20 protein-coding genes are annotated in these 22,636 nt (G+C 70.7%); 13 read left to right on the top strand and 7 right to left on the bottom strand.

Translation table 11 applies throughout. The features are described 5' to 3' along the window. Window positions 1–109 precede the first annotated feature (109 nt). The 8 genes from ACZ60M_RS08160 to rnc all read left to right on the top strand — a co-directional run bounded on the left by ACZ60M_RS08160 (window position 110) and on the right by rnc (window position 7,417). Complete coding sequence (locus tag ACZ60M_RS08160; protein ID WP_465415937.1) at window positions 110–1,726, top strand: DAK2 domain-containing protein; 1,617 nt, start codon at window positions 110–112, stop codon at window positions 1,724–1,726. After that, window positions 1,723–3,921, top strand: a complete 2,199-nt coding sequence (gene recG, locus ACZ60M_RS08155) for an ATP-dependent DNA helicase RecG (RefSeq protein ID WP_465415935.1) — start codon at window positions 1,723–1,725, stop codon at window positions 3,919–3,921. The genes ACZ60M_RS08160 and recG overlap by 4 nt, the downstream gene beginning before the upstream one ends. Before the next feature lie 124 nt (window positions 3,922–4,045). Further along, window positions 4,046–4,603: a 16S rRNA (guanine(966)-N(2))-methyltransferase RsmD gene (gene rsmD, locus ACZ60M_RS08150; RefSeq protein ID WP_465415933.1), complete on the top strand. Its 558-nt coding sequence runs from the start codon at window positions 4,046–4,048 to the stop codon at window positions 4,601–4,603. Continuing rightward, window positions 4,600–5,091, top strand: coding sequence for a pantetheine-phosphate adenylyltransferase (gene coaD, locus ACZ60M_RS08145; RefSeq protein WP_270121368.1), 492 nt, complete (start codon window positions 4,600–4,602; stop codon window positions 5,089–5,091). Before rsmD ends, coaD begins: the two co-directional genes overlap by 4 nt. 35 nt (window positions 5,092–5,126) lie before the next feature. Further along, window positions 5,127–5,666: a hypothetical protein gene (locus ACZ60M_RS08140; RefSeq protein ID WP_208495294.1), complete on the top strand. Its 540-nt coding sequence runs from the start codon at window positions 5,127–5,129 to the stop codon at window positions 5,664–5,666. 248 nt (window positions 5,667–5,914) lie between these two features. Next, a complete protein-coding gene (locus tag ACZ60M_RS08135) occupies window positions 5,915–6,481 on the top strand; it encodes a YceD family protein (RefSeq protein WP_465415930.1) in 567 nt (188 codons plus the stop codon). A gap of 33 nt (window positions 6,482–6,514) precedes the next feature. Further along, window positions 6,515–6,688, top strand: a complete 174-nt coding sequence (gene rpmF / locus ACZ60M_RS08130; protein ID WP_465415928.1) for a 50S ribosomal protein L32 — start codon at window positions 6,515–6,517, stop codon at window positions 6,686–6,688. A 12-nt stretch (window positions 6,689–6,700) separates the two neighbouring features. After that, window positions 6,701–7,417 (top strand): ribonuclease III, encoded by a 717-nt coding sequence (gene rnc, locus ACZ60M_RS08125; RefSeq protein ID WP_465415926.1) that lies wholly within the window; start codon window positions 6,701–6,703, stop codon window positions 7,415–7,417. 48 nt (window positions 7,418–7,465) lie between these two features. Here rnc and mutM read toward each other — a convergent pair whose 3' ends face one another. From mutM to ACZ60M_RS08110, 3 genes are all read right to left on the bottom strand, one after another. After that, on the bottom strand, window positions 7,466–8,311 hold the full coding sequence (mutM, locus tag ACZ60M_RS08120) for a bifunctional DNA-formamidopyrimidine glycosylase/DNA-(apurinic or apyrimidinic site) lyase (RefSeq protein WP_465415925.1): 846 nt from the start codon (window positions 8,309–8,311) through the stop codon (window positions 7,466–7,468). Window positions 8,312–8,324: 13 nt separating this feature from the next. Next, window positions 8,325–8,948 carry a helix-turn-helix transcriptional regulator gene (locus ACZ60M_RS08115; protein ID WP_465416068.1) on the bottom strand — a complete coding sequence of 208 codons (624 nt, stop codon included), beginning with the start codon at window positions 8,946–8,948 and terminating at the stop codon, window positions 8,325–8,327. A gap of 172 nt (window positions 8,949–9,120) precedes the next feature. Next, a complete protein-coding gene (locus ACZ60M_RS08110; RefSeq protein ID WP_465415924.1) occupies window positions 9,121–9,864 on the bottom strand; it encodes a CAP domain-containing protein in 744 nt (247 codons plus the stop codon). Between the two features lie 349 nt (window positions 9,865–10,213). Here ACZ60M_RS08110 and ACZ60M_RS08105 point away from each other — a divergent pair, with 349 nt between their 5' ends. The 4 genes from ACZ60M_RS08105 (at window position 10,214) to ACZ60M_RS08090 (ending at window position 16,194) form a co-directional block, all read left to right on the top strand. Beyond that, window positions 10,214–10,402: a hypothetical protein gene (locus tag ACZ60M_RS08105; RefSeq protein WP_392962888.1), complete on the top strand. Its 189-nt coding sequence runs from the start codon at window positions 10,214–10,216 to the stop codon at window positions 10,400–10,402. A gap of 203 nt (window positions 10,403–10,605) precedes the next feature. Next, complete coding sequence (smc, locus tag ACZ60M_RS08100) at window positions 10,606–14,151, top strand: chromosome segregation protein SMC (RefSeq protein WP_465415923.1); 3,546 nt, start codon at window positions 10,606–10,608, stop codon at window positions 14,149–14,151. A gap of 81 nt (window positions 14,152–14,232) precedes the next feature. Next, window positions 14,233–15,366, top strand: a complete 1,134-nt coding sequence (gene ftsY / locus ACZ60M_RS08095) for a signal recognition particle-docking protein FtsY (RefSeq protein WP_465415921.1) — start codon at window positions 14,233–14,235, stop codon at window positions 15,364–15,366. 39 nt (window positions 15,367–15,405) lie between these two features. Further along, window positions 15,406–16,194, top strand: coding sequence for a phosphotransferase enzyme family protein (locus tag ACZ60M_RS08090; protein ID WP_270121377.1), 789 nt, complete (start codon window positions 15,406–15,408; stop codon window positions 16,192–16,194). Window positions 16,195–16,512: 318 nt separating this feature from the next. Here ACZ60M_RS08090 and ACZ60M_RS08085 read toward each other — a convergent pair whose 3' ends face one another. Next, the gene (locus ACZ60M_RS08085) at window positions 16,513–17,793 is read right to left on the bottom strand and encodes a vanadium-dependent haloperoxidase (RefSeq protein WP_465415920.1); all 1,281 of its coding nucleotides are present in this window, start codon (window positions 17,791–17,793) and stop codon (window positions 16,513–16,515) included. 392 nt (window positions 17,794–18,185) lie between these two features. Continuing rightward, window positions 18,186–19,415 carry a transglutaminase-like domain-containing protein gene (locus tag ACZ60M_RS08080; protein ID WP_465415919.1) on the bottom strand — a complete coding sequence of 410 codons (1,230 nt, stop codon included), beginning with the start codon at window positions 19,413–19,415 and terminating at the stop codon, window positions 18,186–18,188. A 213-nt stretch (window positions 19,416–19,628) separates the two neighbouring features. Here ACZ60M_RS08080 and ACZ60M_RS08075 point away from each other — a divergent pair, with 213 nt between their 5' ends. After that, on the top strand, window positions 19,629–19,838 hold the full coding sequence (locus ACZ60M_RS08075) for a hypothetical protein (protein WP_465415918.1): 210 nt from the start codon (window positions 19,629–19,631) through the stop codon (window positions 19,836–19,838). Between the two features lie 74 nt (window positions 19,839–19,912). Here ACZ60M_RS08075 and ACZ60M_RS08070 read toward each other — a convergent pair whose 3' ends face one another. Continuing rightward, window positions 19,913–21,319 (bottom strand): cellulase family glycosylhydrolase, encoded by a 1,407-nt coding sequence (locus ACZ60M_RS08070; RefSeq protein WP_465415917.1) that lies wholly within the window; start codon window positions 21,317–21,319, stop codon window positions 19,913–19,915. A gap of 147 nt (window positions 21,320–21,466) precedes the next feature. Further along, on the bottom strand, window positions 21,467–22,516 hold the full coding sequence (locus tag ACZ60M_RS08065; protein WP_465415914.1) for a LacI family DNA-binding transcriptional regulator: 1,050 nt from the start codon (window positions 22,514–22,516) through the stop codon (window positions 21,467–21,469). Between the last annotated feature and the right edge of the window lie 120 nt (window positions 22,517–22,636).

Here is a 22,636-nt window from a genome sequence, read left to right as displayed (position 1 = left end):
ATCAAGGCATCGACCGGCCCGCACGTGGAAACGTGCGGGCCGGTCCGTTTTCCGCCTGCCGTCCGCTTGCGCTACCGCTCAGGGCCGCAGGGGCGTATCCTCATGGCCCGTGGTGGAAATCCCTGAATCCGGACGCCAGGCCCTCGACGCAGACACCATGCGCGAGTGGGCCGCGCGCGGCATCGACACGTTGACCCGCCACCGGCGCGGCGTCGACGAGCTCAACGTGTTCCCCGTCGCCGACTCGGACACGGCGACGAACATGGTCGCGACCCTCCAGGCCGCCTTCCAGGGCGGCACGCCCGGGCTCCGCCTCGAAGCGCTCCTCGACGAGGCCGCCGGGCGCGCGCTGCTCTCGGCCCGCGGCAACTCCGGCGTGATCCTCGCCCAGATGCTCCGCGGCCTCGCCGACGTCTGGAACAGCGACGAGATCGACGCGAAGGGCTTCGCGACCGGGCTGCGCTCGGCGACCGACGCCGCGACCGCCGCCGTCGCCGTGCCGACCGCGGGCACGATCCTCACCGTCGCCGAGGCCGCCGCTACCGCCGCAGGGAAGGCCGCCCCGTTCGGCCTCGTCTCGGCCGCCCGCGCCGCCGCCGAGGCCGCCGCCGAAGCGGTCGCGGCCACCCCCGGCCAGCTGCCCGCGCTCGCCCGCGCCGGGGTCGTCGACGCCGGGGGCCTGGCCCTCACCGTGATCCTCGAGGCGCTCGTCGAGACCCTCACCGGCTCGGTCTCGACCGGCGCGCTCGACCTCCTCGAACGCCACCGCGTGCGCGCCGTCGCCGAGGTCGAGGAGGTGCCGCGCGAGACCGGCTCGGAGGTCTACGGCTACGAGGTCCAGTACCTCCTGGAAGCGAACGCCGCGGCCGCCGCCGACCTGCGCCACCGCCTCACCGCGCTCGGCGACTCGGTCGTCATCATCGGCTCGCGCGCCGCGAAGGACGTCACGACGTTCAACGTCCACGTGCACGTCAACGACATCGGCGCGGCCATCGAGGCCGGGATCGAGCGCGGCCGCGTGCACCGCATCTCCGTGACCCGCTTCGACGACACCGTCGCGCCCCACGCCGCCCGCATGCACGCCGCGCCCGCGCGCCGCCCGCACCACGAGGACGCGCCGACCCGTGTTCTCGTCGTCGTCACCGAGTCCGCCGTCCTCCGCGAGTTCCTTGCGAGCGAAGGCTGCCGGACCGCGACTGCAGCCACCATGGGGGCCGAACTCGCCGCTGCCCTGGCGGACGGGGCCGCAAGCGTCGTCGTCCTCGCCGACACCGATGCGGCCGCGCACACCGCGAACCGCGCCGCCGAGTCCGCCCGGAGCGACGGCCGCCAGGTCGCCGCGCTGTACGCCGTCACCCGCGTGCAGGCCGTCGCGGCCGTCGCCGTCCACGACCCCGAACGGCAGTTCGCCGACGACGTCTCGGCGATGGGCGAGGCGATCAAAGCCTGCCGAACAGGCGAGGTCCGCGCGGTCCCCTCAGGGTGCAACTCGGTCGTCAACGGCGATGTCCAGCCGTTCGCCGAACCCGCCGACGCCGCCCGCGACCTCGCCGACCGGCTCTGCGCCGACGGCGCCGAACTCCTCACGATCCTGCCCGGCGCCGGTTCGAACGCCGGGATTGTCACAGCCTTGAGCGATCATGTCCGTGAGGCGTGGCCGCTGGTGGAGATCCAGCAGCTGCCCGCCGGAGACGACGAACCGCTGCTGCTGCTAGGAGCCGAATGACCATTGGGCTGGACACCCGGCTGCGCGAGGTCCTGGGCAAGAAGACCGCGGCATCGCTCAGCGAAGGGCTGGGCCTCGACACCGTGGGGGACCTCCTCGGGCACTACCCGTTCCGCTACGCCCAGCGCGGCGAGCGCACCGACCTGGGCGCGCTCCAGATCGGCGAGGACGTCACGGTCACCGCGCAGGTCCGTGCCGCCGTCAAGAAATCGTTCGTCCCCAAAGCCTCCGCTCACAAAGGACGTGGTTCGAGGCCCGGCGGCAAACCCCGCGACCTCCTCGAGGTGATCGTCGCCGACGAGGCCGGCCGCTCGCTCACCCTCACGTTCTTCAACCAGTCCTGGCGCGCGAAGGAACTCGTCGCCGGACGCTGGGGCCTGTTCGCGGGCAAGGTCGCGCAGTTCCGCGGCCGCCTCCAGCTCAACTCGCCGCAGTACCAGCTCCTCGCCGAGGACGCCGCCGACCCTTCGAGCGCGATCGAGGAGTTCGCCGGGTCCCTCATCCCGGTCTACCCGGCCACCGCCGAGCTCCCGACCTGGAACATCGCCAAGGCCATCCACACCGTCCTCGGCATGGTCCAGGCCCCGGCCGACCCGCTCCCGGCCTCGCTGCGCGGCCGCCTCAGCCTCCTCGGTTACGGCACCGCCCTGCACCAGATCCACCGCCCCGACTCCCACGAAGCCCTGGGCGCGGCCAAGAAGCGCCTCAAATGGCAAGAGGCCCTGGTCATGCAGGCCGTCCTCGTGCGCCGCAAAGCCGCGGCCGCCGGTGACGCCGCGACCGCGTACGCCCCCGGCGGCGCCCTCCACGACGCCTTCGACGCCCGGCTCCCGTTCACCCTCACTGAAGGCCAGCGCCAGGTCGGCGCCGAGATCGCCGCCGAACTCGCGGGCGAGCACCCGATGCACCGCCTCCTCCAAGGCGACGTCGGCTCCGGCAAGACCCTCGTCGCGCTCCGCGCCATGCTCCAGGTCGTCGCCCACGGCGGCCAGGCCGCACTCCTCGCCCCCACCGAAGTCCTTGCCGCCCAGCACCACCGGTCGATCGTCGAGATGCTCGGCGACCTCGCCCAGGGCGGCGAGCTCGGCGCCCCTCCCGAGGCGACCCGCGTCGCGCTCCTCACCGGCTCCGCCACGGCCGCGCAGCGCCGCACCGTGCTCGACGAGGTGAAGACCAACACGGCCGGGATCGTCATCGGCACGCACGCGCTCCTCTACGACGGCGTCGACTTCGCCGACCTCGGTTTCGTCGTCGTCGACGAGCAGCACCGCTTCGGCGTCGAGCAACGCGACGCCTTGCGCGCCAAAGCGAAACGCACCCCGCACACGCTCGTCATGACCGCCACCCCGATCCCGCGCACCGTCGCCATGACCGTCTACGGCGACCTGGAGACCAGCCGCCTCACCGAGCTCCCGGCCGGACGCACCCCGATCGCCACGCACGTCGTGCCCTACACCGACCAGCGCTGGATGATCCGCACCTGGAACCGCGTCCGCGAAGAGGTCGCCGCCGGACGCCAGGCGTACGTGGTCTGCCCGAGGGTCGGGGGAGAGGACGCGGAAGACAACAACGGCGGCGACAAGCGCCCGCCGCTCGCCGTCGTCGACGTGATCGAGCAGCTGCGGAACGGCGCGCTCAACGGCCTGCGGCTCGGGCTCCTGCACGGGCGCCTCGACGCCGACGAGAAGGACCGGGTCATGCGCGCCTACTCGGCGGGCGAGCTCGACGTGCTCGTGGCGACCACCGTCATCGAGGTCGGCGTGAACGTGCCGAACGCGACCGCGATGGTCGTGCTCGACGCCGAGCGCTTCGGGATCTCGCAGCTCCACCAGCTCCGCGGCCGCGTCGGCCGAGGCGCGCATCCGGGCCTGTGCCTGCTCGTGAGCGAGGCCGCCGAGGGAACCTCGTCGCGCGAACGCCTCGACGCGGTCGCCTCGACCACGGACGGGTTCGCGCTGGCCGAACTCGACCTGGAGCAGCGCCGGGAGGGCGACGTGCTCGGCGCGGCCCAGTCGGGCATGAAGTCGCACGTGAAGCTCCTGTCGCTGCTGAAGGACGCGGACATCATCGAGGCGGCCCGCGCCGAGGCGACCGCGCTCATCGACGCGGACCCCGAGCTCAAGGGCGAACCGGGCCTCGCGGCGCTGGTGGACGACCTCGCCGAGGACCGGGGCGAGTTCCTGGAGAAGGGCTGAGCGAAGCGGGCGGCAGCCGGGCTCGGGCTCGCCCGACAGCGTCCGCTCGCACCGACCGCGCTCGCCGCACACGGCGCCGCGGCGAGCCTGCGGCTCGCGCTCGGCCGGATTATTGTTGTGGCAAATGACTAGGATCATCGCCGGCAGCCTCAAGGGCCGCCGCCTCGCCACGCCCCCGGGGGACCGCACCCGGCCCACCTCCGACCGCGTCCGCGAAGCGCTGTTCAACTCGCTCGCCCCCGGCGGCGACCTCGACGGACTGCGCTTCGCCGACCTCTACGCCGGGTCCGGCGCGGTCGGCCTCGAAGCGCTCTCGCGCGGCGCCTCCTCGGCCCTGTTCGTCGAGTCGCACGCGCTCACCGCGAAGCTCCTGCGCCGCAACATCGCCGACCTCGCCGTCACCGGCGCGGAAGTGATCTGCGCCCCTGTCGAGAAGGCCCTCCAGAACGCCCCGGCCGAGCCGTTCGACATCGTCTTCGCCGACCCGCCCTACGCCGTCACCGACGCACGCCTAGTCGACGTCCTGGAAGCGCTGGTCGCGAACGGCTGGCTCGCCGAGGACGCCGACGTCGTGGTCGAACGCGGCGGCAAGGACGCCTCCGTGCCCTGGCCCGAGAAGATCGCAGAAGACCGCGTCCGTCGCTACGGCACCACCGCCCTTTGCTACGGTCACGCCCTGTGAAACCTGAAGCTCGCATCGCCGTGTGCCCCGGTTCATTCGATCCGGTGACCTACGGTCATCTCGACATCTTCGGACGCGCCGCCCAGCTGTACGATGAGGTCTGGGTCGCGGTCTTCCACAACGCCTCCAAGAACGCGCTTTTCAGCGTCGAGGAGCGGGTGGAACTCCTCCGCGAGACCACCGCGGACATCCCCAATGTGCGCATCGCGTCCTTCAGAGGGCTCGTCGTCGACTTCTGCCAGAAGCACGGCGCGGGAGTGCTCGTCAAAGGCGTCCGCGCGGTCTCGGACTTCGACTACGAACTGCAGATGGCCCAAATGAACTACGGGTTGCGAGGCATCGAGACGGTCTTCATTCCGACCAACCCCCTGTACTCCTTCCTGTCGTCCTCGATGGTCAAGGACGTGGCGAAATGGGGCGGCGACATCTCGCCCTACGCGCCTGAAATCGTCCAATCGCGACTGATCGAGCGTTTGGGGCAGGATTAGCCACGTTTCAGACCCTCATCCGGGACAATGTCCCCATGACTGACATCGACGGGAGCAAATCGGTGGGTGCGCTCGACCGGATCGAAGAGATCATCGCCTACGTGGAGCAGGCCAAGGCCGTTCCCATGTCCCGGGCCTGCAAGGTGGACCGGGCCGAGATGATCGCCATGCTCGAAGAGCTCCAGAACGAACTCCCCGGCGACCTCCGCCGCGCCGAGGCCATGCTCCAGGAGCGCGACAAGATCATCGACGCCGGCGAACGCGAGGCCGAGCGGATCATCACCGAAGGCGAGACCGAGCACGCGCGGCTCGTCTCCCGCCACGAGATCACCGTCTCCGCCGAGCACGAGGGCAACCGCATCATCGCGGAGGCCCGCGGCGAGGCGCAGCGCCTGCGCGACGAGGTCGACGAGTACGTCGACACGACGCTCGCCAACTTCGAGCAGTTCCTGCACCGCGCCCTCTCGGGCGTCGAGCGCGGCCGCGACAAGATGCACACCCTCCGGGAGATCGGCACCTTCGCGCCCTCGCCGCAGGAGCCGATCGAAGAAGAGAAGCCGCTCCCGCAGCTCTAGCGGACCACCGGTCTACCCGCCCTGGGTGGGTAGACCACCCCGCCGCTCCTGCTGCCGATTTTCACCGCAGGGTCCGACAGGAACGCCGCGTCTCGCGGCCCCGTGTCGGGGAAATCACCCGACGCCGGCAGCCGCTGCCGCCTCACCCCGCCCTCCACCTGGGTTGGGGCCGGTCCCGCCGTTGATGTAGCATTACCGGTCGGCCTCGATCGAGGCGCACCTCCCTATCGAAGGACCGCAATACACCCATGAAGACCGCTCTGGATCCTGCTGCGCCGCTGGTGTTCGACACCGCGGAACTGCGCGGCGCGGGCACGATGATGCACATCGCGCGCGAGATCCCCGCTCCCGAGGCCTACGGCTTCGAAGCGGTGTACGCGGTACCCAAGGGCGCGGTCCTCGACCTCGACATCAACCTCACCGGCGTCAGCGAAGGCGTGCTCGCCGCCGGGCAGGTCGAGGCGGTCGCGGAAGGCGAGTGTGCGAGGTGCCTCGCACCCGTGCAGGACGCTCTCAGCGTCCAGGTGCAGGAGCTGTACGCTTATCAGGGCTCCGTCACCGAAGCGACCACAGAAGCCGATGACATCATGCGGCTCGAGGGGGACCTGCTCGATCTGGAGCCCGCGGTCCGGGACGCGCTGGTGCTGGCTATGCCGGTCACCCCGCTGTGCCGACCTGACTGCCCGGGATTGTGCGCCGAATGCGGCGTCCCCTGGGATGAACTGCCCGACGACCACGTCCACGAGACCGTGGACCCCCGTTGGGCAGGCTTGGAGAAGCTTCGACTCGCCGGCAATGACGGCGAAGCGAAATAGCACAGCGTAAGCACATAGGTATGGAGTTCTGAAGTGGCTGTTCCGAAGCGTCGTATGTCGCGCAGCAACACCCGGCACCGTCGGTCGCAGTGGAAGGCTGCCGCGATCCAGTTGATCGAGTGCCCGCAGTGCCACGCCAAGAAGCGCGGCCACCAGGTCTGCGAGGTCTGCGGCACGTACAGGGGCCGTCAGGTCCTCGAGGCCTAAGTCCTCCCGCGCATGGGCGACAAGGCAGTACAACATTTCGAAGCGGTGTTCGGGGTCCGAGATATCGACCCCGAACTGCTGCGTCTCGCCCTGACACACCGGTCCTACGCGTACGAGCACGGCGGACTGCCCACCAATGAGCGCCTGGAGTTCCTCGGGGACTCCGTGCTCAGCCTGGTGGTCACCACCGCGCTCTACCAGACCCACCCCGACCTGCCCGAAGGGCAGCTCGCGCGCCTGCGCGCGTCGGTGGTGAACATGAAGGCGCTGGCCGGTGTGGCGCGTCGCATGGGCGACGGCGGTATCGGCCCGCACCTCCTGCTCGGCAAGGGCGAGGAGACCTCGGGCGGGCGCGGCAAGAACTCGATCCTCGCGGACGCGGTGGAGTCGCTGCTCGGCGCCGTCTACCTGCAGTACGGGATCGAGACGGCCAAGGTCGTCGTGCACCTGTTCTTCGACCCGCTCATGGAGGCCGCGGCCGGTCAGGGCGCTGCCCTGGACTGGAAGACCAGCCTCCAGGAGCTGACCGCCGACTCCGGCCTCGGCGTGCCCGAGTACCGGATCACCGAGTCCGGTCCCGACCACGCCAAGCAGTTCACCGCTTGGGCGGTCGTGGCCGGCGAGGAGTTCGGCGAGGGCTCCGGCGGTTCCAAGAAGGACGCCGAGCAGATCGCCGCGAAGCTGGCTTGGCAGGTGCTGTCCGAGCGCCTGGGCGTCAAGCAGCGGTAAGACTTTTCGGGAAGGGCGGTACCGGTGCTCCGGTGCCGCCCTTCCCGTCTACTTCTGGCACTTGGGGCAGTAGTGCGCCGACCGGTCGCCGATGACTTCGCGCTTGATCGCGGTCCCGCAGCGGTTGCACGGCTGGCCCGCGCGGCCGTAGACCGCCAGTTCGCGGGCGAAGTACCCGGCCTCGCCGCGCGCGTCGACGTACAGCTCGTCGAACGAGGTGCCGCCGACCGCGAGCGACTCGGTGAGCACGTCCTTGACGTGGCCGAGCAGTTCGACGGCTTTGCGCTTGGAGAGCGAGTCGCCGCTCCGCCTGCCGCGCAGCCGGGAGCGCCACAGCGCCTCGTCGGCGTAGATGTTCCCGACCCCGCTGATCCAGGTCTGGTCGAGCAGGGCCTTCTTCACCTCGATGGTGCGCCGCAGCAGCCGCTCGGCGGCGAATGCGGCGTCGAACTCGGCCTCGAAGACGTCGGGGGCGATGTGCGCCATGGTCTTCGGCACGGCGGTGTCGGGTGCGGCGCTGTCGAGTTCGGCGAGGTCCCAGTAGCCGAACGTGCGCTGGTCGATGAACCACAGTTCGCGGTCGTCGGTGAAACGGATCTTCGCGCGCAGGTGCTTGTGGGCCGCGCGACCGTCCGTGACGACGTGCAGCTGGCCGCTCATGCCCAGGTGGCACACGAGCGCCCTGCCGTCGTCGAGCGTGAGCCACATGAACTTGCCGCGGCGGCCGCTGCCGGTGACCTGGAGGCCCTTGAGGCTCAGCTGGAAATCGGCGATGCCGGTGGCGTGGCGGCGCACGGTCCGCGGGTTGTAGACCTCGGCGGACTGGATGCGTCCGCCGCGGAAGGCCTCGTCGACCCCGCGGCGGACGGTCTCTACTTCGGGAAGCTCTGGCACCCCTCAAGTATGCCTAGCTGAGCTGCGGGTGCTTCTCCCTGACCGTGTCGAGTCCGTAGTTGATCGCGAAGGCGATGGCCGCGAGCCGCGAGTTGACGCCGAGTTTGCCGAGCACGTTCTGGACGTGCGAGCGGACCGTGGAGACGGAGACGCCCATCTGCGTGGCCATCTGGGCCGTGGGCTCGCCGCGCACGATGCGGCGCAGCACGTCGTCCTCTCTGGGCGTGAGGTGGTGCGCGAGTTCGAGTGCGTCGTGCTCGCCGAGCAGTGGCGCGGGCTGCAGGGCCGCGCGCAGGAGCTGCGGATCGTAGTAGGGCGGGCTGAGCATCCCGCGGTCGATGGCGTCGAGCAGGTCGCCGGGCATGATGTGGGTGTTGGCTATCCCGGCGGCCGAGACCGAGACGGCTTTGCGGAGGACCGAGCCGTCGTCGCGGTCGGTGATGAGGAAGACCGGTCGCTTGCAGTCGGTCAGGACCCGGTTCCGGGAGACCGCTTCGAGTGCGACCAGGCAGCAGTCGATCTGCACATCCGCGGCCACGAGCGCTTTCGCGGTCCTGGCTTCGACTGGGATGTCACCGCGTCGGTGGAGCAGGGGTCGAATGCTGGCGGAGAAGACCTGATTCGGGTCGTACAGCATGACACGCACGGTTGGCACCTCGTCCTTCAGGTTTTTTGGTCGCCTCCCCAGATGCGCGCCTCAGCGGGCGGCCATCCCAGCATGACTGTTGGTAATCATTCAGTCCAGCGTTGAGTCGGATGGACGACAGTAAGAGGTTCAGGCGCCGTCCACCTGCGATAATGCCCGACTCTTACCCGAAGTTCTGGACCCAGTAGAGGGTGCCGTCGCGGTCGGCCACGCCGACGCCGAGCACGCTGTAGTCGCAGTTGAGGATGTTGGCGCGGTGCCCTTCGGAGTTCATCCAGCCCTCCATGACGGACGCCGCGTCGGGGTAGCCCGCGGCGATGTTCTCGCCGACGCCGCCTTCGTAGCCCTGCTCGGCGGCGCGGTCGGTGGGGCTGCGGCCGTCCTGCGAGGTGTGGTCGAAGTAGTCGTTGGCGGCCATGTCCTCGGCGTGGAGGCGCGCGGCCGCGTCGAGGCGGGAGTCGCGTTCCAATGAGCCGCAACCGGCTTCGGCCCGTTCGGCATCGACGAGGTCGGCCACGGCGGCTTCGACGTCGGCGTACTCGCTCGTTCCGGCCTGGTCCTCGCCGCCGCCTGAGCCGCCGTCGTCCACTTCCTCGGCCGGGGCCTCGGTGGTCTCCTCGGGCGCCTCGGTGGTGGGGACCTCCTCGGCCTCCTGGGTGCGCATGCCGGCTTCGGTCGGCGCACCGTCCACTTGGAGTTCAGGGGAGGCGGTGTCCTCCGTTTGAGTGGTCGCTACGGCTGAGGACGTGGGGGTGTCGTCCGAGGCGGCGATGCCGTCGAGTGGCGATCCGAGCGCCCACAGTGAGGTCGCACCCGCGGTGAGGCCGAAGATCGCCGGGATGAGCAGGAGCATCCGGCGGCGGTGGTCGGCGCGGTCGCGGTGGCGTCCGCCCTGGAGTCTTCGCATGGGGGTACGGCCTCGTCACGTGGGGTTACGTGTGCAATGTTCGGATTTTCCGGGACCCTATCAGGTTTGCGCGGCGCGTGCACGGACGCGTTCACGCGTGATCGGGCGTGGGGTACCCCTCTCGGGTGTGACCCCCGTCGAATTCCGTGGGCAAAGCATGTGCAAAGCTTGACGAGAACCGTCGATCAGGCGGATGATGTCAGGAGACGGCCAGTGTTCACGAGCCGTGCTCCACTGGTCTGGCTCGGGGCAATCGGCCCCAGCGGCTAAAAAAATTCACTCAGCAAATGCGACGTTTTCATGGTGCGTACGCCAACGCCACCAGTCGACGTGATCGCAAGGAGAAACCATGGCGAAAGCCCTCTACGGCCACATCGGCCAGGCTCCCAACAAGCGCCTGCTCGAAGAAGTGGTCCAGCTACGCGCGCGAGTACGCAACCTCGAGTCCGAGCTCGCCGAGATGCGGGCCCGTGAGGACGAGATCGAGCACGATCATGTCGAGGAGTTGATGCGGCTGCAAGAGCCCGCGTTGACTTAAGTACGTCTCGCGACAACGGAACACCGGCGCGCCAGCTGCCTCGCAGCAGGCGCGCATTGCTATGTCCCCACCTCGCACACCCTGGCAGTCCCTCCCCAGTTCGTCCCCTTTGGGGCCTTTGATATGCCGATCTCCCGGACGGCGGCCTTGTAGGCTGGGACGGTCCCGCACCCGAACCGCAGCACACCAGCCCGGAGCGACCGTTGTACCTGAAGAGCCTCACGCTGAAGGGCTTCAAGTCCTTCGCCTCGGCCACGACCCTGCGTTTCGAACCGGGGATCACCTGCGTCGTGGGCCCGAACGGCTCCGGGAAGTCCAATGTCGTCGACGCGATCGCCTGGGTCCTCGGCGAGCAGGGCGCGAAGTCCCTGCGCGGCGGCAAGATGGAGGACGTCATCTTCGCGGGCACCACGGGCCGCCCCGCGCTCGGCCGCGCCGAGGTCACGCTGACGATCGACAACTCCGACGGCGCCATCCCCATCGACTACTCCGAAGTCTCGATCACCCGCCGCATGTTCCGCTCCGGCGAGGGCGAGTACGAGATCAACGGCGACCGCTGCCGCCTCCTGGACGTGCAGGACCTCCTCTCCGACGCCGGTATCGGCCGCGAGATGCACGTCCTGGTCGGCCAGGGCAAGCTCGACTCCTACCTGCACGCCCGCCCCGAGGACCGCCGCGCGTTCATCGAGGAAGCGGCCGGCGTCCTCAAGCACCGCAAGCGCAAGGAGAAGGCCCTCCGCAAGCTCGAAGGCATGCAGGGCAACCTCGACCGCCTCGCCGACCTCACCGGCGAGCTGCGCCGCCAGCTCAAGCCCCTCGGCCGCCAGGCCGAGCTCGCCCGCCGCGCCCAGACCATCCAGATGGACCTGCGCGAGGCCCGCCTGCGCCTCCTCGCCGACGACCTCACGTCCCTGCGCGGCAACATCGCCAAGGACCTCGCCGACGAAGAGGCCCTGAAGGAACGCAAGGACGTCCTCGCCGACGAGCACGAACGCCTCAACGCCCAGGTCGGCGAGGTCGAAGCCGCGCACGCCGCCGACAAGCCGCGCCTGGCCCGCCTCCAGGAGACCTGGTACCGCCTCCAGGCCGTCGCCGAGCGCTTGCGCTCCACCGCCCAGCTCGCCGCCGAACGCCGCCGCTACCTCTCTGAGGACGCCGGGGACGACCGCGCCGGACGCGACCCCGAGGTCCTGGAGACCGAGGCCGAGCGCATCCGCGAGCAGGAGATCGAGCTGCGCGAGTCCATCGCGGAGGACTCCGAGCGGCTCTCGTCCGCAGTGGAGGCCCGCGAGGAGACCGAGACCGCGCTTGCCGACGCCGAGCAGCGCATCGTCACCGCCGTGAAGGCCGCCGCCGAGCGCCGCGAAGCCCTCGCCACCTTGCGCGGCAAGGTCGACTCCCTCCAGACCCGCACCGCCGCCGCGGCCGAAGAGCTCGAGCGCGCCAGCATCGCGCTCGCCGAGGCCCGCGAGCGCGCCGAAGCCGCCGCCGAGGCGCACGCCGAAGCCGACGCCGAGAACGAGACCGTCGAGTCGAACGCCGAGTTCGACGAGGCCGTCGCCGAAGCGAAGGCCCGCGTCGCCGCAGCCAAGGCCGAAGCGGACCGCCTCCAGGCCGCCGAACGCGAGGCCGACCGCGAGGCCTCGCAGTGGGCCGCCCGCGAGGAAGCCCTCGCTGTCGGCTTGCGCCGCAAGGACGGCGCCGCCGCGCTGCTCGCCCGAGCCGACGCCGTGCCCGGCGTCCTGGGTTCGGTCGCCGCCCTCCTCACCGTCGAACCCGGCTACGAAGCGGTGCTCGCCGCCGCGCTCGGCCGCCTCGCCGACGCCATCGCCGTCACCAACCCCGCCAGCGCCGCAGCCGCCTTGAAGCTGCTCCGCGACGAGGACGGCGGTCAGGCGGCATTCTTGATCGCCGGATCGCAGTCCCATGTGGAGGTCCCAGCCGGCCTGAAGACCGTCGCCGACACCGTCGCCGCCCCGGCCGAACTCGCCTCCACCGTGCGGTCCGTGCTCGCAGGGATGTGCGTCGCCGACGACCTCGACGCCGCCCGCGCCATCGTGGACGCCCACCCGCAGCTCACCGCCGTCACCCGCGACGGGGACGTGCTCGGTGCGGCCGAAGCCTTCGGCGGCTCCGCGAAGGCCCAGTCCTACATCGAGATCCAGGCCGCCGTCGACGAGGCCCGCGACCGCAAACTCGGCTCCGAATCCCTTGCGGCACAGCTGCGCGAGCAGTTCGAGGCCGCCAAGGAAGCCCACGCCGAAGCCGAAGCCGCCGCCGAGGAAGTGCGCACCGCGCAGCGCCAGGCCGAGGCCGCGCACAGCGTCGTCGCCCGCCGCCTCGCCGAACTCGGCGCCGCCGCCCGCAGCGCCGAAGCCGAGGTCGCCCGCCTCCAGCAGGCCAAGGACCGCGCCCAGGCCGCCCGCGAGACAGACACCGCCGGACTCACCGACCTCGAAGCGCGCCTTGAGGAACTCGAATCGCTCCCCGCGATCGAGGAGCCCTCCACCGACGAGCGCGACGTCCTCTCCCGCGCGCTCGACGCCGCCCGCCAGAACGAGATGGAGACCCGGCTCTCCGTCCGCACCGCCGAAGAGCGCGCCTCCGCGCTCGCCGGACGCGCCGACGCCCTCGCCCGCCAGGCCCAGTCCGAGCGCGCCTCCCGCGCCCGCGCCGAGGCCCGCCGCGCCGCCCGCGCGCGCGGCGCGAAAGTCGCCGCGCTCGTCGCCGAAGCCGCAGAGAACGCCGGCGTCCAGCTCACCGACTCCCTCGAGGCCGCCGCGATCGAACGCGACTCGATCGCCGCCGAGCAGGCCCGCCGCGAAGCCGCCCTCGCCGACCTGCGCACCCGCGCCGGGGCCACGGCCGCCGAGCTCGAACGCATCACCTCGGCCGCCCACCGCGACGAGGTCGCCCGCGCCGAGCAGCGCCTGCGCATCGAGCAGCTCGAAGAGAAGGCCGGGGCCGAGTTCGGCGTCGACATCGAGACCCTCCTCGCCGAGTACGGCCCCGACCAGCCCGTGCCGCCCAGCGCCGAAGAGGTCAACGCCGCGATGGAGAAGGGCAAGCCCGAACCCGAGCCGTACGAGTTCGACCGCGCCACCATGGAGAAGCGCGCCGCGCGCGGCGAACGCGAACTCAAGCTCCTCGGCAAGGTCAACCCGCTCGCGCTCGAAGAGTTCGCGGCCCTCGAGGAGCGCTACAAGTTCCTCAACGAGCAGCTCGAGGACGTCAAGAAGACCCGCGCCGACCTCACCACCGTGGTCAAGGAAGTGGACGACCGCATCCAGCAGGTCTTCGCCGAGGCCTTCGCGGACACCGCCCGCGAGTTCGAGAACGTCTTCCAGACCGTCTTCCCCGGCGGCGAGGGCCGCATCCTGCTCACCGACCCCGACGACCTGCTGCACACCGGCGTCGAGGTCGAGGCCCGCCCGCCCGGCAAGAAGGTCAAGCGGCTCTCGCTGCTGTCGGGCGGCGAGCGGTCGCTGACCGCGCTGGCGCTGCTGGTCGCGATCTTCCGCGCCCGTCCCAGCCCGTTCTACCTGATGGACGAGGTGGAGGCGGCGCTCGACGACGTGAACCTCGGCCGCCTGCTGGACCTGCTGCGGCAGCTGCAGGAGAACTCGCAGCTGCTCATCATCACGCACCAGAAGCGCACTATGGAGATCGGCGACGCGCTGTACGGCGTGACGATGCGCGCGGGTGTCACGCAGGTCATCAGCCAGAAGTTCTCCCGCGAAGAGGACTGAGCCCCTGCCAGTACAGTGGTTGCACGTGTGCGGCTGCCCGGTCGCATCCGTGCGCTCGAAGCTCTGGTGGAGGATTTCCCTGTGGACAACCTGTGGATCTGGCTGGTCGCGGCCGTCGTCGTGATCGCGGCCGCCGTCGGCGTCGCGTTCGGCGTTCGCGCTTCGCGTTCGAAGTCGGCCGTCGAGGCTCCCGTTGAGGAACCGCAGGTCGAGGCCCCGAAGCAGGCTGAGTCGAAAGCTGAGGCGCCGAAGCCCGCTGCGCCGAGCATCGAGACGCCCGAGCCCGTCGAAGGCCGTTTGGTGCGGCTGCGGTCGCGCCTGGCGCGCTCGAACAACGCGCTCGGGAAGGGCCTGCTGGCGCTGCTGGCGAGCGACAAGCTCGACGACGACGTGTGGGACGAGGTCGAGGAGACCCTGCTGACCGCCGACGTGGGCATCGCCGACACGACCCACGTGGTCGAGCGCCTGCGCGAGCGCGTGAAGGTCCTCGGCACGCGCGACCCCGAGGAGCTGCGCCGCCTCTTGAAGGCCGAGCTCACCGCCGTTCTCGAACCCGAGCTCGACCGCTCGATCGCGACCGTCTCGCCCTCGGGTGAGGGCCCGGCCGTGATCATGATGGTCGGCGTCAACGGCTCGGGCAAGACCACGACCTGCGGCCGCGTGGCCCGGGTGCTCATCGCCGAAGGGCAGACGGTGCTCATGGGCGCGGCGGACACGTTCCGTGCGGCGGCCGCCGAGCAGTTGGAGACCTGGGGTTCGCGCGTGGGCGCGAAGGTGGTGCGCCGCGGCGAGGGCGCCGACCCCGCTTCGGTCGCGTTCGACGCGGTGAAGGCCGGTGCCGAGGAGGGCGCCGATGTCGTCCTGATCGACACCGCGGGCCGCCTGCAGAACAAGGCCGGGCTGATGGACGAGCTCGGGAAGGTCAAGCGGGTCATCGAGAAGCAGGGCCCGGTCGCGGAGACGCTGCTGGTGCTCGACGCCACGACCGGCCAGAACGGCCTGCAGCAGGCGAAGGTCTTCGGCGAGGTCTGCGACGTCACCGGCATCGTGCTCACCAAACTCGACGGCTCCGCCAAGGGCGGGATCGTGATCGCGGTTCAGCGGCAGTTGGGGGTACCGGTTAAGCTGGTCGGACTCGGGGAGGGGCCGGACGACCTGGCCCCGTTCGAAGTCGGAGCGTTCGTCGATGCGATTGTCGATGGCGCCGAGTCCTGACAAACCCCTTAACGAAGACGGCAGGCACTGCGGGGACCGGTGAGCCAAGACGAGATTCCGCTGATCGGCGGTAACACGAGCACGGTCGTCCGGCTGGGCGATACGGTCCGCCGGAACACGGGACCCTGGACGCCCGCGGTGCACGCGCTGCTGCGGCACCTGGACGGCGCCGGTTTCACGGGCGCGCCCCGGGTCCTGGGCATCGACGAGCACGCGCGGGAGGTGCTCTCGTTCGTCGAGGGCGAGCCGGGGAAGTACCCGCTGGCGCCGCACTGGACGACCGACGAGACCATGAGCGCGGTCGCGAAGATGCTGCGGATGTTCCACGACGCGCAGTACGGTTTCCGGCCGCCGCAGGGCGCGACGTGGCGGTCGTTCGGGCCGCCGCCGCCGGACACCGAGGTCATCTGCCACCACGACGCCGCGCCGCACAACGTGGTCTGGCGGCCGGACGGGACGCTCTCGCTCATCGACTTCGACCTGGCGAGCCCCGGTGCGCGGATCTACGACGTCGCGTACGCGGCCTGGACCTGGGTGCCGATCTTCACCGACCGGGACTCGATCACGCTGGGCTGGAAGAAGCCCGACCGGGCGCGGCGGCTGCGGATGTTCGCCGACGCGTACGGGCTCTCCGACCGGGACCGCCAGCGGTTCATCAAGGTGATCCGCAAGCGGATCGTGGACCACATCGAGGGCATCCGGCGGATGGCCCAGGCGGGCGACCCCGCGTTCGAGCGGATCGTCGAGAAGGGACACCTGCGCCGCCCGGCGCGGGACCTGCGGCTGCTGGACGCCGAGCGGTACATCCTCGACGAAGCTTTGAGGTAGAACACGGCGAAGACCCGCCGACGAGCCGGGGGCCGGGGGTCTTCGCCAATACTGCGAGGTCTTGCGCGTCGCGAGCCGGATGGATGGAGCGCTCCCAATGAGGGCCGAGAGCTCGGCCTTCATTCGTGCTGCTGCGGGAGCGCCGCCGGGTCGCGGCTTCTCAATGGATTTCGAGGGAAGTGAAGCAAACCTACCGTGCGAGCGTTTGCCTGTCAATAGATAGGCAAATGTCAATATGTCCTGGACCGTGCACGAGACCGGGCGCTCCGGCCGCGTGGACAACGCGGCCGGAGCGCCCGTCTCCTCTGGAGCGAAGCCCTAGGCGAGCAGGTCGCCGGCCCTGGTCAGGACGTATGCCGCGACGTTCCGGCTCAGCTCGACCCCGGCGAGGTCCGCGGACCGGGAGTGGATGCCCGACCACACGCGCGCGTCGACGTTTTCCGCGGTGAGCGGGTGCCAGGTCGTGTACGTGCGCGTGACGCCCGGCGCGGTCGGGCTCGGGATCGTATAGGCCGCACCGGGACCGTCGCCCACGAGCTGGGTCAGCACCTCCTCGGCCGAACCCGAGTACGTGTTGTGCCCGCTCGGGTAGTCCGGGTGCGACGGGGTGGCGTGCAGCGGCGCCCAGGACGGGTCCTGGACCGTCGCGGGGTCGCCGTCCTCGACCGCGCCCGCGATCGCGGTGACCGGCCGCCACCACACGTGCGCGTACTTCGAGTCCGAGGTCGCGATCTGCGTGTCGACCGAGGCGACGTGGAACAGCGCCACGAGCTCGACCTGGTCCCGCAGCGACCCGGTGTGGTGCTCCAGGGCCGCCCGGAGCACCGGGTTGTAGAGCACGAACGAGCTGCCGAGCCAGAACTGCGCGGTGTCGGTCTGCTCCTGCGTGCGCGCACTGCCGTTCAGCGCGCCGTACACCTGGACCTCTTCGAGATCCGCCCGGTACTGCGGCGTCCCGATCGCGGGCGGCGCCTCCAGGCGGAACTGGTCGGCGCTGTCGAGCACGAACGGGACGGCGAAACGGGTGCCCGCCTGCTGCGCCGGGCCGTGCGCGGGCGGCGTCGGCTGCCAGACGCCCGGCGCCGCGGTCGGCGGCGTGTACGCAGGGTTCACCGAGGCCGGGTCGAGGCCGTCGCCGACGCGGTCGGCCAGCAGCGCGTCGGCCCGCTCGACGCCCGCCGCGACGCCCTTGCGCTTGGCGCGGCCGTCGGGGATCTGCGCGAGCGCATCGGCGAGGGCCGTGTCGAGCGCGCCGGTCTGCGTGGGGGCGAGGGCGTAGAGCGCGCGGTGCACGGCCGCCGCGAGCGCGGCCTCACGGTAGTGGGTCGCGTTGACGCCGTGGGGGACGCGGCGCACCGCGCGGGCGGCGGCGAGCCAGGCGATCGCCCAGGTGCGGCTGTTGGCGACCTGCGCTGAGGCGGGTGCCGCGGTGATCGCGGCGTCGGTGGCGTCGAACCAGTGCAGCGCCGCCGCCGGGTTGCCGGACTGCGCTGCGGCAGGCGCGGCGGCGCCGACGGCGATGCCGGTGGCGGCGACGGGTGCGGCCGCGATGATCGCGCGGCGGGATATAGACGTTCGGGTGCGGTCGGTGGAGGACATGATGCTCCTTGCGGTGGGAGTGAACGCGGTGGGGAACGGTTGCGGTGCTGCGGCGTGTAACGCGGTTCGCGGGGACGCCGACGGCGAGGCGCGAACGAGGTCGCGGCGGGGGAGTGCATGCGGCGCTCTAGGGCGCGGGGAGCCGACCGGAGGATGCGGCCGCGGAGCGGGCCGCTTGGTGCGGCGGGTGCCGGATCAGCGACAGAGGGCGCTGGCGACGCGCATCTGGTCGACGGCGCGCCGCTTCGCGAGTGCGTTGGCGGGCTTCATGACTCGAATATAGCAGTAATCCCATCGAATTACTAGGGATAAGGGCGCGGGAAAGCATGGGAAGTCGGCGGGCAATGCGGCGGTACTGCCGTCTGCGGCAGGGGCCCGCCCGGCATCGCGGGTCAGGCCGCCGTCCAGCGCAGTTCGCGAGTCGCCAAGGGGCCGTAAGGGGTCAGCGCGGCCAGGTCCGCTTTGTGCTCGCCCGGCTCGCGGTCCAGGGCCCGCGCGAAGCGCTGGCGTCCGTGCGTCTTGATTACTTCGCCGTTCCAGGTGCCGCCGATCGCGAACGGGTGCAAGGGCTTCAACTCCACGGCCGGGGCGCCGCCGACGGCGGTGATACCGATCGCGAGGTCCGAGAGGCACGGGTAGGCGTCGGCGCTCTCGCGCACGAGCCGGTCGGTAGCCAGGACCTGGCCGTCCTGGAATACCGGCACGAAACCGGCTGGCTCCCAAGCGATCCCGGTCACCGAAGCATGCGCGAAATACGCCGCCCACAGGCCCGGGTCCTTCATGAGCGGGCGCGGCCCCACATGCACCGGCTTCGCGGGCCGTTCGCGTGCTTGGAGCTCAGGCAGGCTCAGCGGCCTGCCGCCCTCGTCGGCCCAGTACGCGCCGTGCTGCCCGTCGAGCAGCACCCACTGGTCGAGGTCGTCGATCCAGGCCTCGGCCACGGCGTGGCCCTGGCCGACGCCGTCGTGGTAGTCGCCGCGCCGCAGCCAGACCCGGCGGGCCGGGACGCGGTGCACGTTGAGGCCCTGCGCGAGCACGATCGAGTACTCCACGCACGAGTAGCGCGCGCCGTTGGCGACCTGCTCGAGCACGTCGAGCGCGTCACCGGCGTTGATGCGGGCGTTGGCGTGGCGCCACAGCCCCGCCGTCCAGCCCAGCAGGGTCTTCGCGGTCTCCCAGGCGGTCGCGGCGGGCTTCGGCAGGCGGGGGAGCAGCTGCGGCTCGCGGTGGGCCTCGACGCGGTCGAGGCGCAGCGGCGCGGCCGTCCCCGGCTCGGGCCAGGAGGTGAGCCGCAGGCCCGGCTCGGGGACGTTCGCGCGGGCCCGCTCGATGACCCGATCCCAGTCCGGGTCCGATCCGAACGCCGCCGAGAGCTCGGGCTCGAACAGGTCGGTCTGGTGGAACCCGGCGTCGATCGCCTCGTCGAGGCGCGCCCTGGCGTGCTTGAGCCCCACCTTGTGGGCGGCGATGGCCAGCGACGGGGCCCAGAGGTCGCGCCAGAACTCGGTGTCGGCTCGCAGGGTCTGCTCCAGGTCCAGGAGCGTCCACCAGCGCGCGCCGCGCATCGCGTCCTGCGCGACCGTGCGCACGCGCGCGAGCTTCGCGGGAGGGTGCTGGGTCATGCGTATGAGGGTAGTCACCGGTAGGCGCGGCGCAAAGCCCGTTGTGTGCCGGACGCGCAGCCGCTAGAGTGGGGCCCATGATCTTTTAGAAGAGATTCGGCCGCCTCCTGCATTGGGGCCGCCAATACGAATGAGTGCCAGTTCCCGAGACGTCGAGTCTGACTCCGTTTCGCGCTCACGTCTCTTCACTCTCTACCCGAAAAGGGGAAGCGTATGACCGCCGAAGCTCCCAAGGCCCAAGAAGCCGCAGAAGAAGCCACCGCCGAAGAGCCCTTGAACCGCGAGCAGCGCCGTGCGCTGGCCCGCGGCAAGAAGGCCGAGAAGTCCGGCCACCAGGCCATCGGCAACAAGAAGGGCAGCGTCCGCTCCCAGATGCCGAAGGGCGGGGTCGGCAAGTTCCAGCTCCCGACCAAGAACGGCTAATACCGGAAACGGTTGGCGCATAAGCGAAACGGGCGGCGGACCTTTTGGTCCGCCGCCCGCTTTTCATGTCATCGTCAGATCGCCTCGCAGGTCACGGCCGGAGTGGCCGTGGGGCTGGACGCGATGAAGCCGAAGACCTCGCGGGTCTGGCCGCTCGCGACGGTGGCGTTCCAGCCGACGTCCTCGGCGGTCACGCCCGCGCCGGAGGCCGTGATGTCGGCGTTCCAGCTGCTGGTGATCCGGGTGGCCCCGGCCCACGTCCAGGTGAGCCGCCAGCCGTCGACCGCGCCCTGGTCGGCGGTGACGCTGACGTTCCCCTGCCAGCCCGAGTTCCAGGAGCTGACCACGGTGATCTTCGCGGTGCAGTCGCCCTCGGCCGGTCCGCCCGTGGTCGGGTTGTCGGTCGGGCTCGTGGTCGGGGTGGTCGGGCCCGGGTCGTCGCCGTAGACGCTCGCGCGCTCGGCGGTGGCCGCGATGCCGTTGGCCGAGTCGAAGACCCGCTGGCCCCAGGTCGTCTTCTGGTTCGGGTCGAAGCTCAGCACCTGGTCGAGGTCGCCGCCGGTGTTGCCGGAGTACGACCAGGCCAGCCAGCCGATGCCGCGCGCCTGCGCCTCGGTCTGGATGGTCTCCCAGGCGACCGTCTGGCCCTGGAACTCGTCGCCGTACTCGCCGACGATGAGCGGCAGGTTCATCGCGTCGAAGGCGTTGAAGTAGTCGATCACCGTCTGCGGGCTGCTGTACACGGCGTACATGTGGATCGAGAAGAGCGTGTTGCCGTCCGGGTCCGCCGCGGCGACGGCCGGGGCGTTGTCGCGCATGACGTTCTGCCAGTCCTGGCCCCAGTTCGGGGCGTCGACGACGAGGGTGTGCTTGAAGCCGATGGCGCGCATCCGCTCGATCGCGTCGATCGTCGGCTGCGTCCACTGCTGCGGGTTGGTGTTGCCGATCGGCTCGTTGCCGATGTTGATGAGGACGTAGGCCTCTTCGCCCTCCAGGACGGAGTACAGGCCTTCCCAGTACGTGACGGCCTGGTCGAGGCTGGCCGCCGCGCCCTCCTCGCCGTAACCGGTGGTGTCGTGGACTTCGAGGACGCAGATGAGGCGCTGCGCCTTGCATTCGTCCACGATCTGCTGCACGCGCGCCGCGCTGGAGACGCCCCAGTTGCGCTGTCCGGAGCCGAGGACGACGCGGACGGTGTTGGCGCCGAGGTCGCTGATCTCGCCGTAGCTGGGGAACTGGCTCTCGTACCAGACGTCGGGGTGGGAGGTGCCTCGCATGATGAACGGGTTGCCGTTGGCGTCGATGAGCTGCGTGCCGTCGATCGAGAAGCCGCCGGTCTGCTGCGCGCCCGCGGGGACGAGCTGCCAGACGCCCGCGAGGACGACGGTGACCGCGGCGGTGATGGCCATGAGCCACTTGCGTGTTCGGCGGGACGAGCGACGCCGTGCCGGGGCGGCGTCGGCGGAGGTGCCGGTATCCATGTCGATCCCATCTTTAGGTTCGAGTGAGAGGTGAATCGGTTAATCCGATCCCAACATAGAAAACCATAAATATTGATGGGGTTCAAGACGCGCCGGATTATTGGCTCGTGGACGGGCCCGAACTGCGGTGATCCGGCCGGTGTGGACTTAGCGCGGCGCGGGTCCGGTGGAGCCGCGCGGGGAGAGCCGCGCGGGCCTGCACTGAACCGAGAAAGTGCGCGCCTCGCTGCTCGGCGGCCCGCTCTCCCGGTTGGCGCCGACGAGGGTCAGGAGGACTTCGGCGCATTCGGCGCCGTACGCCGGGATGTCCCTGGTGAGCGACGTGAGCGCGGGGTGCGTGAGGCGGCACAGCGGCGAGTCGTCCCAGGCCACGATCGACAGCTGCTCGGGGATCTGGAGCCCGAGCTCGTGGGCGACGCCGAGGCCCGCCACGGCCATGACGTCGTTGTCGTAGACGATCGCGGTGGGGCGCTTGGCGGAGGAGAGCAGCCGCCTGGTGATCTGGGCGCCCTGCTCGCCGGTGTAATCGCTGTGGACGGTGGCGACGGACTCGAAGTCGAGCTCGGCGGTGGTGTCGGCGTAGGCCTGGTCGCGGATGGCGGTGTGCAGCAGGCCGGGCATCCCCGCGACGCGGGCGACGCGCCGGTGGCCGAGCGCGAACAGGTACTCGAGGATGTCGCGGCTGGGCTCGACGTCGTCGTGCCAGACCGCGGGGAAGCGCGCGCCCTCGACGGGGCCGCCCACGGCCACGGCCGGGAGGCCGAGGTCGGCGATGAAGTCGAGCCGCTGGTCGCTGGTGCCGATGTCGCACAGGAAGACCCCGTCGACGCGGCGCTCGGCCCACCAGCGCCGGTAGACCTCCAGTTCCTCCTCGACGGTGCCCACGATCTGGAGCGTGAGGCCGAAGGACCCGGCGGAGAGGGTGGACTCGATGCCGCTGATGAGCTCCATGAAGTACGGCTCGATGCCGATGGTGCGCGCGGAGCGGCGCAGCGCGATGCCCACGGTCTGCGCGGAGGAGACCGAGAGGGAGCGGGCGGCGCGGTTGGGGACGAAGCCCATCTCGGCGGCGATGGCGAGGATCTTGGTCCGGGTCGTCTCCGAGACGCCGGGCCTCCCGTTGAGGGCGTAGGAGACCGCGCCCTTCGACACGCCCGCCGCGGCGGCGATGTCGGCGATGGTGACTCGCCTGGTCATCGGTGGTCCTCTCAGGTGGCTTCGGGCCCGGCCCGCGCAGGGCGCCGCCGGTTTCCAGACTGTAGCGCACGGCGCAAGCGAACCGGTTCAGCCGTGGTCGTTCGAGATATCGACATTCAT

It is taken from the genome of Glycomyces sp. NPDC050141, assembly GCF_055586545.1.
This window is presented reverse-complemented; position numbering and strand designations above follow the sequence as displayed.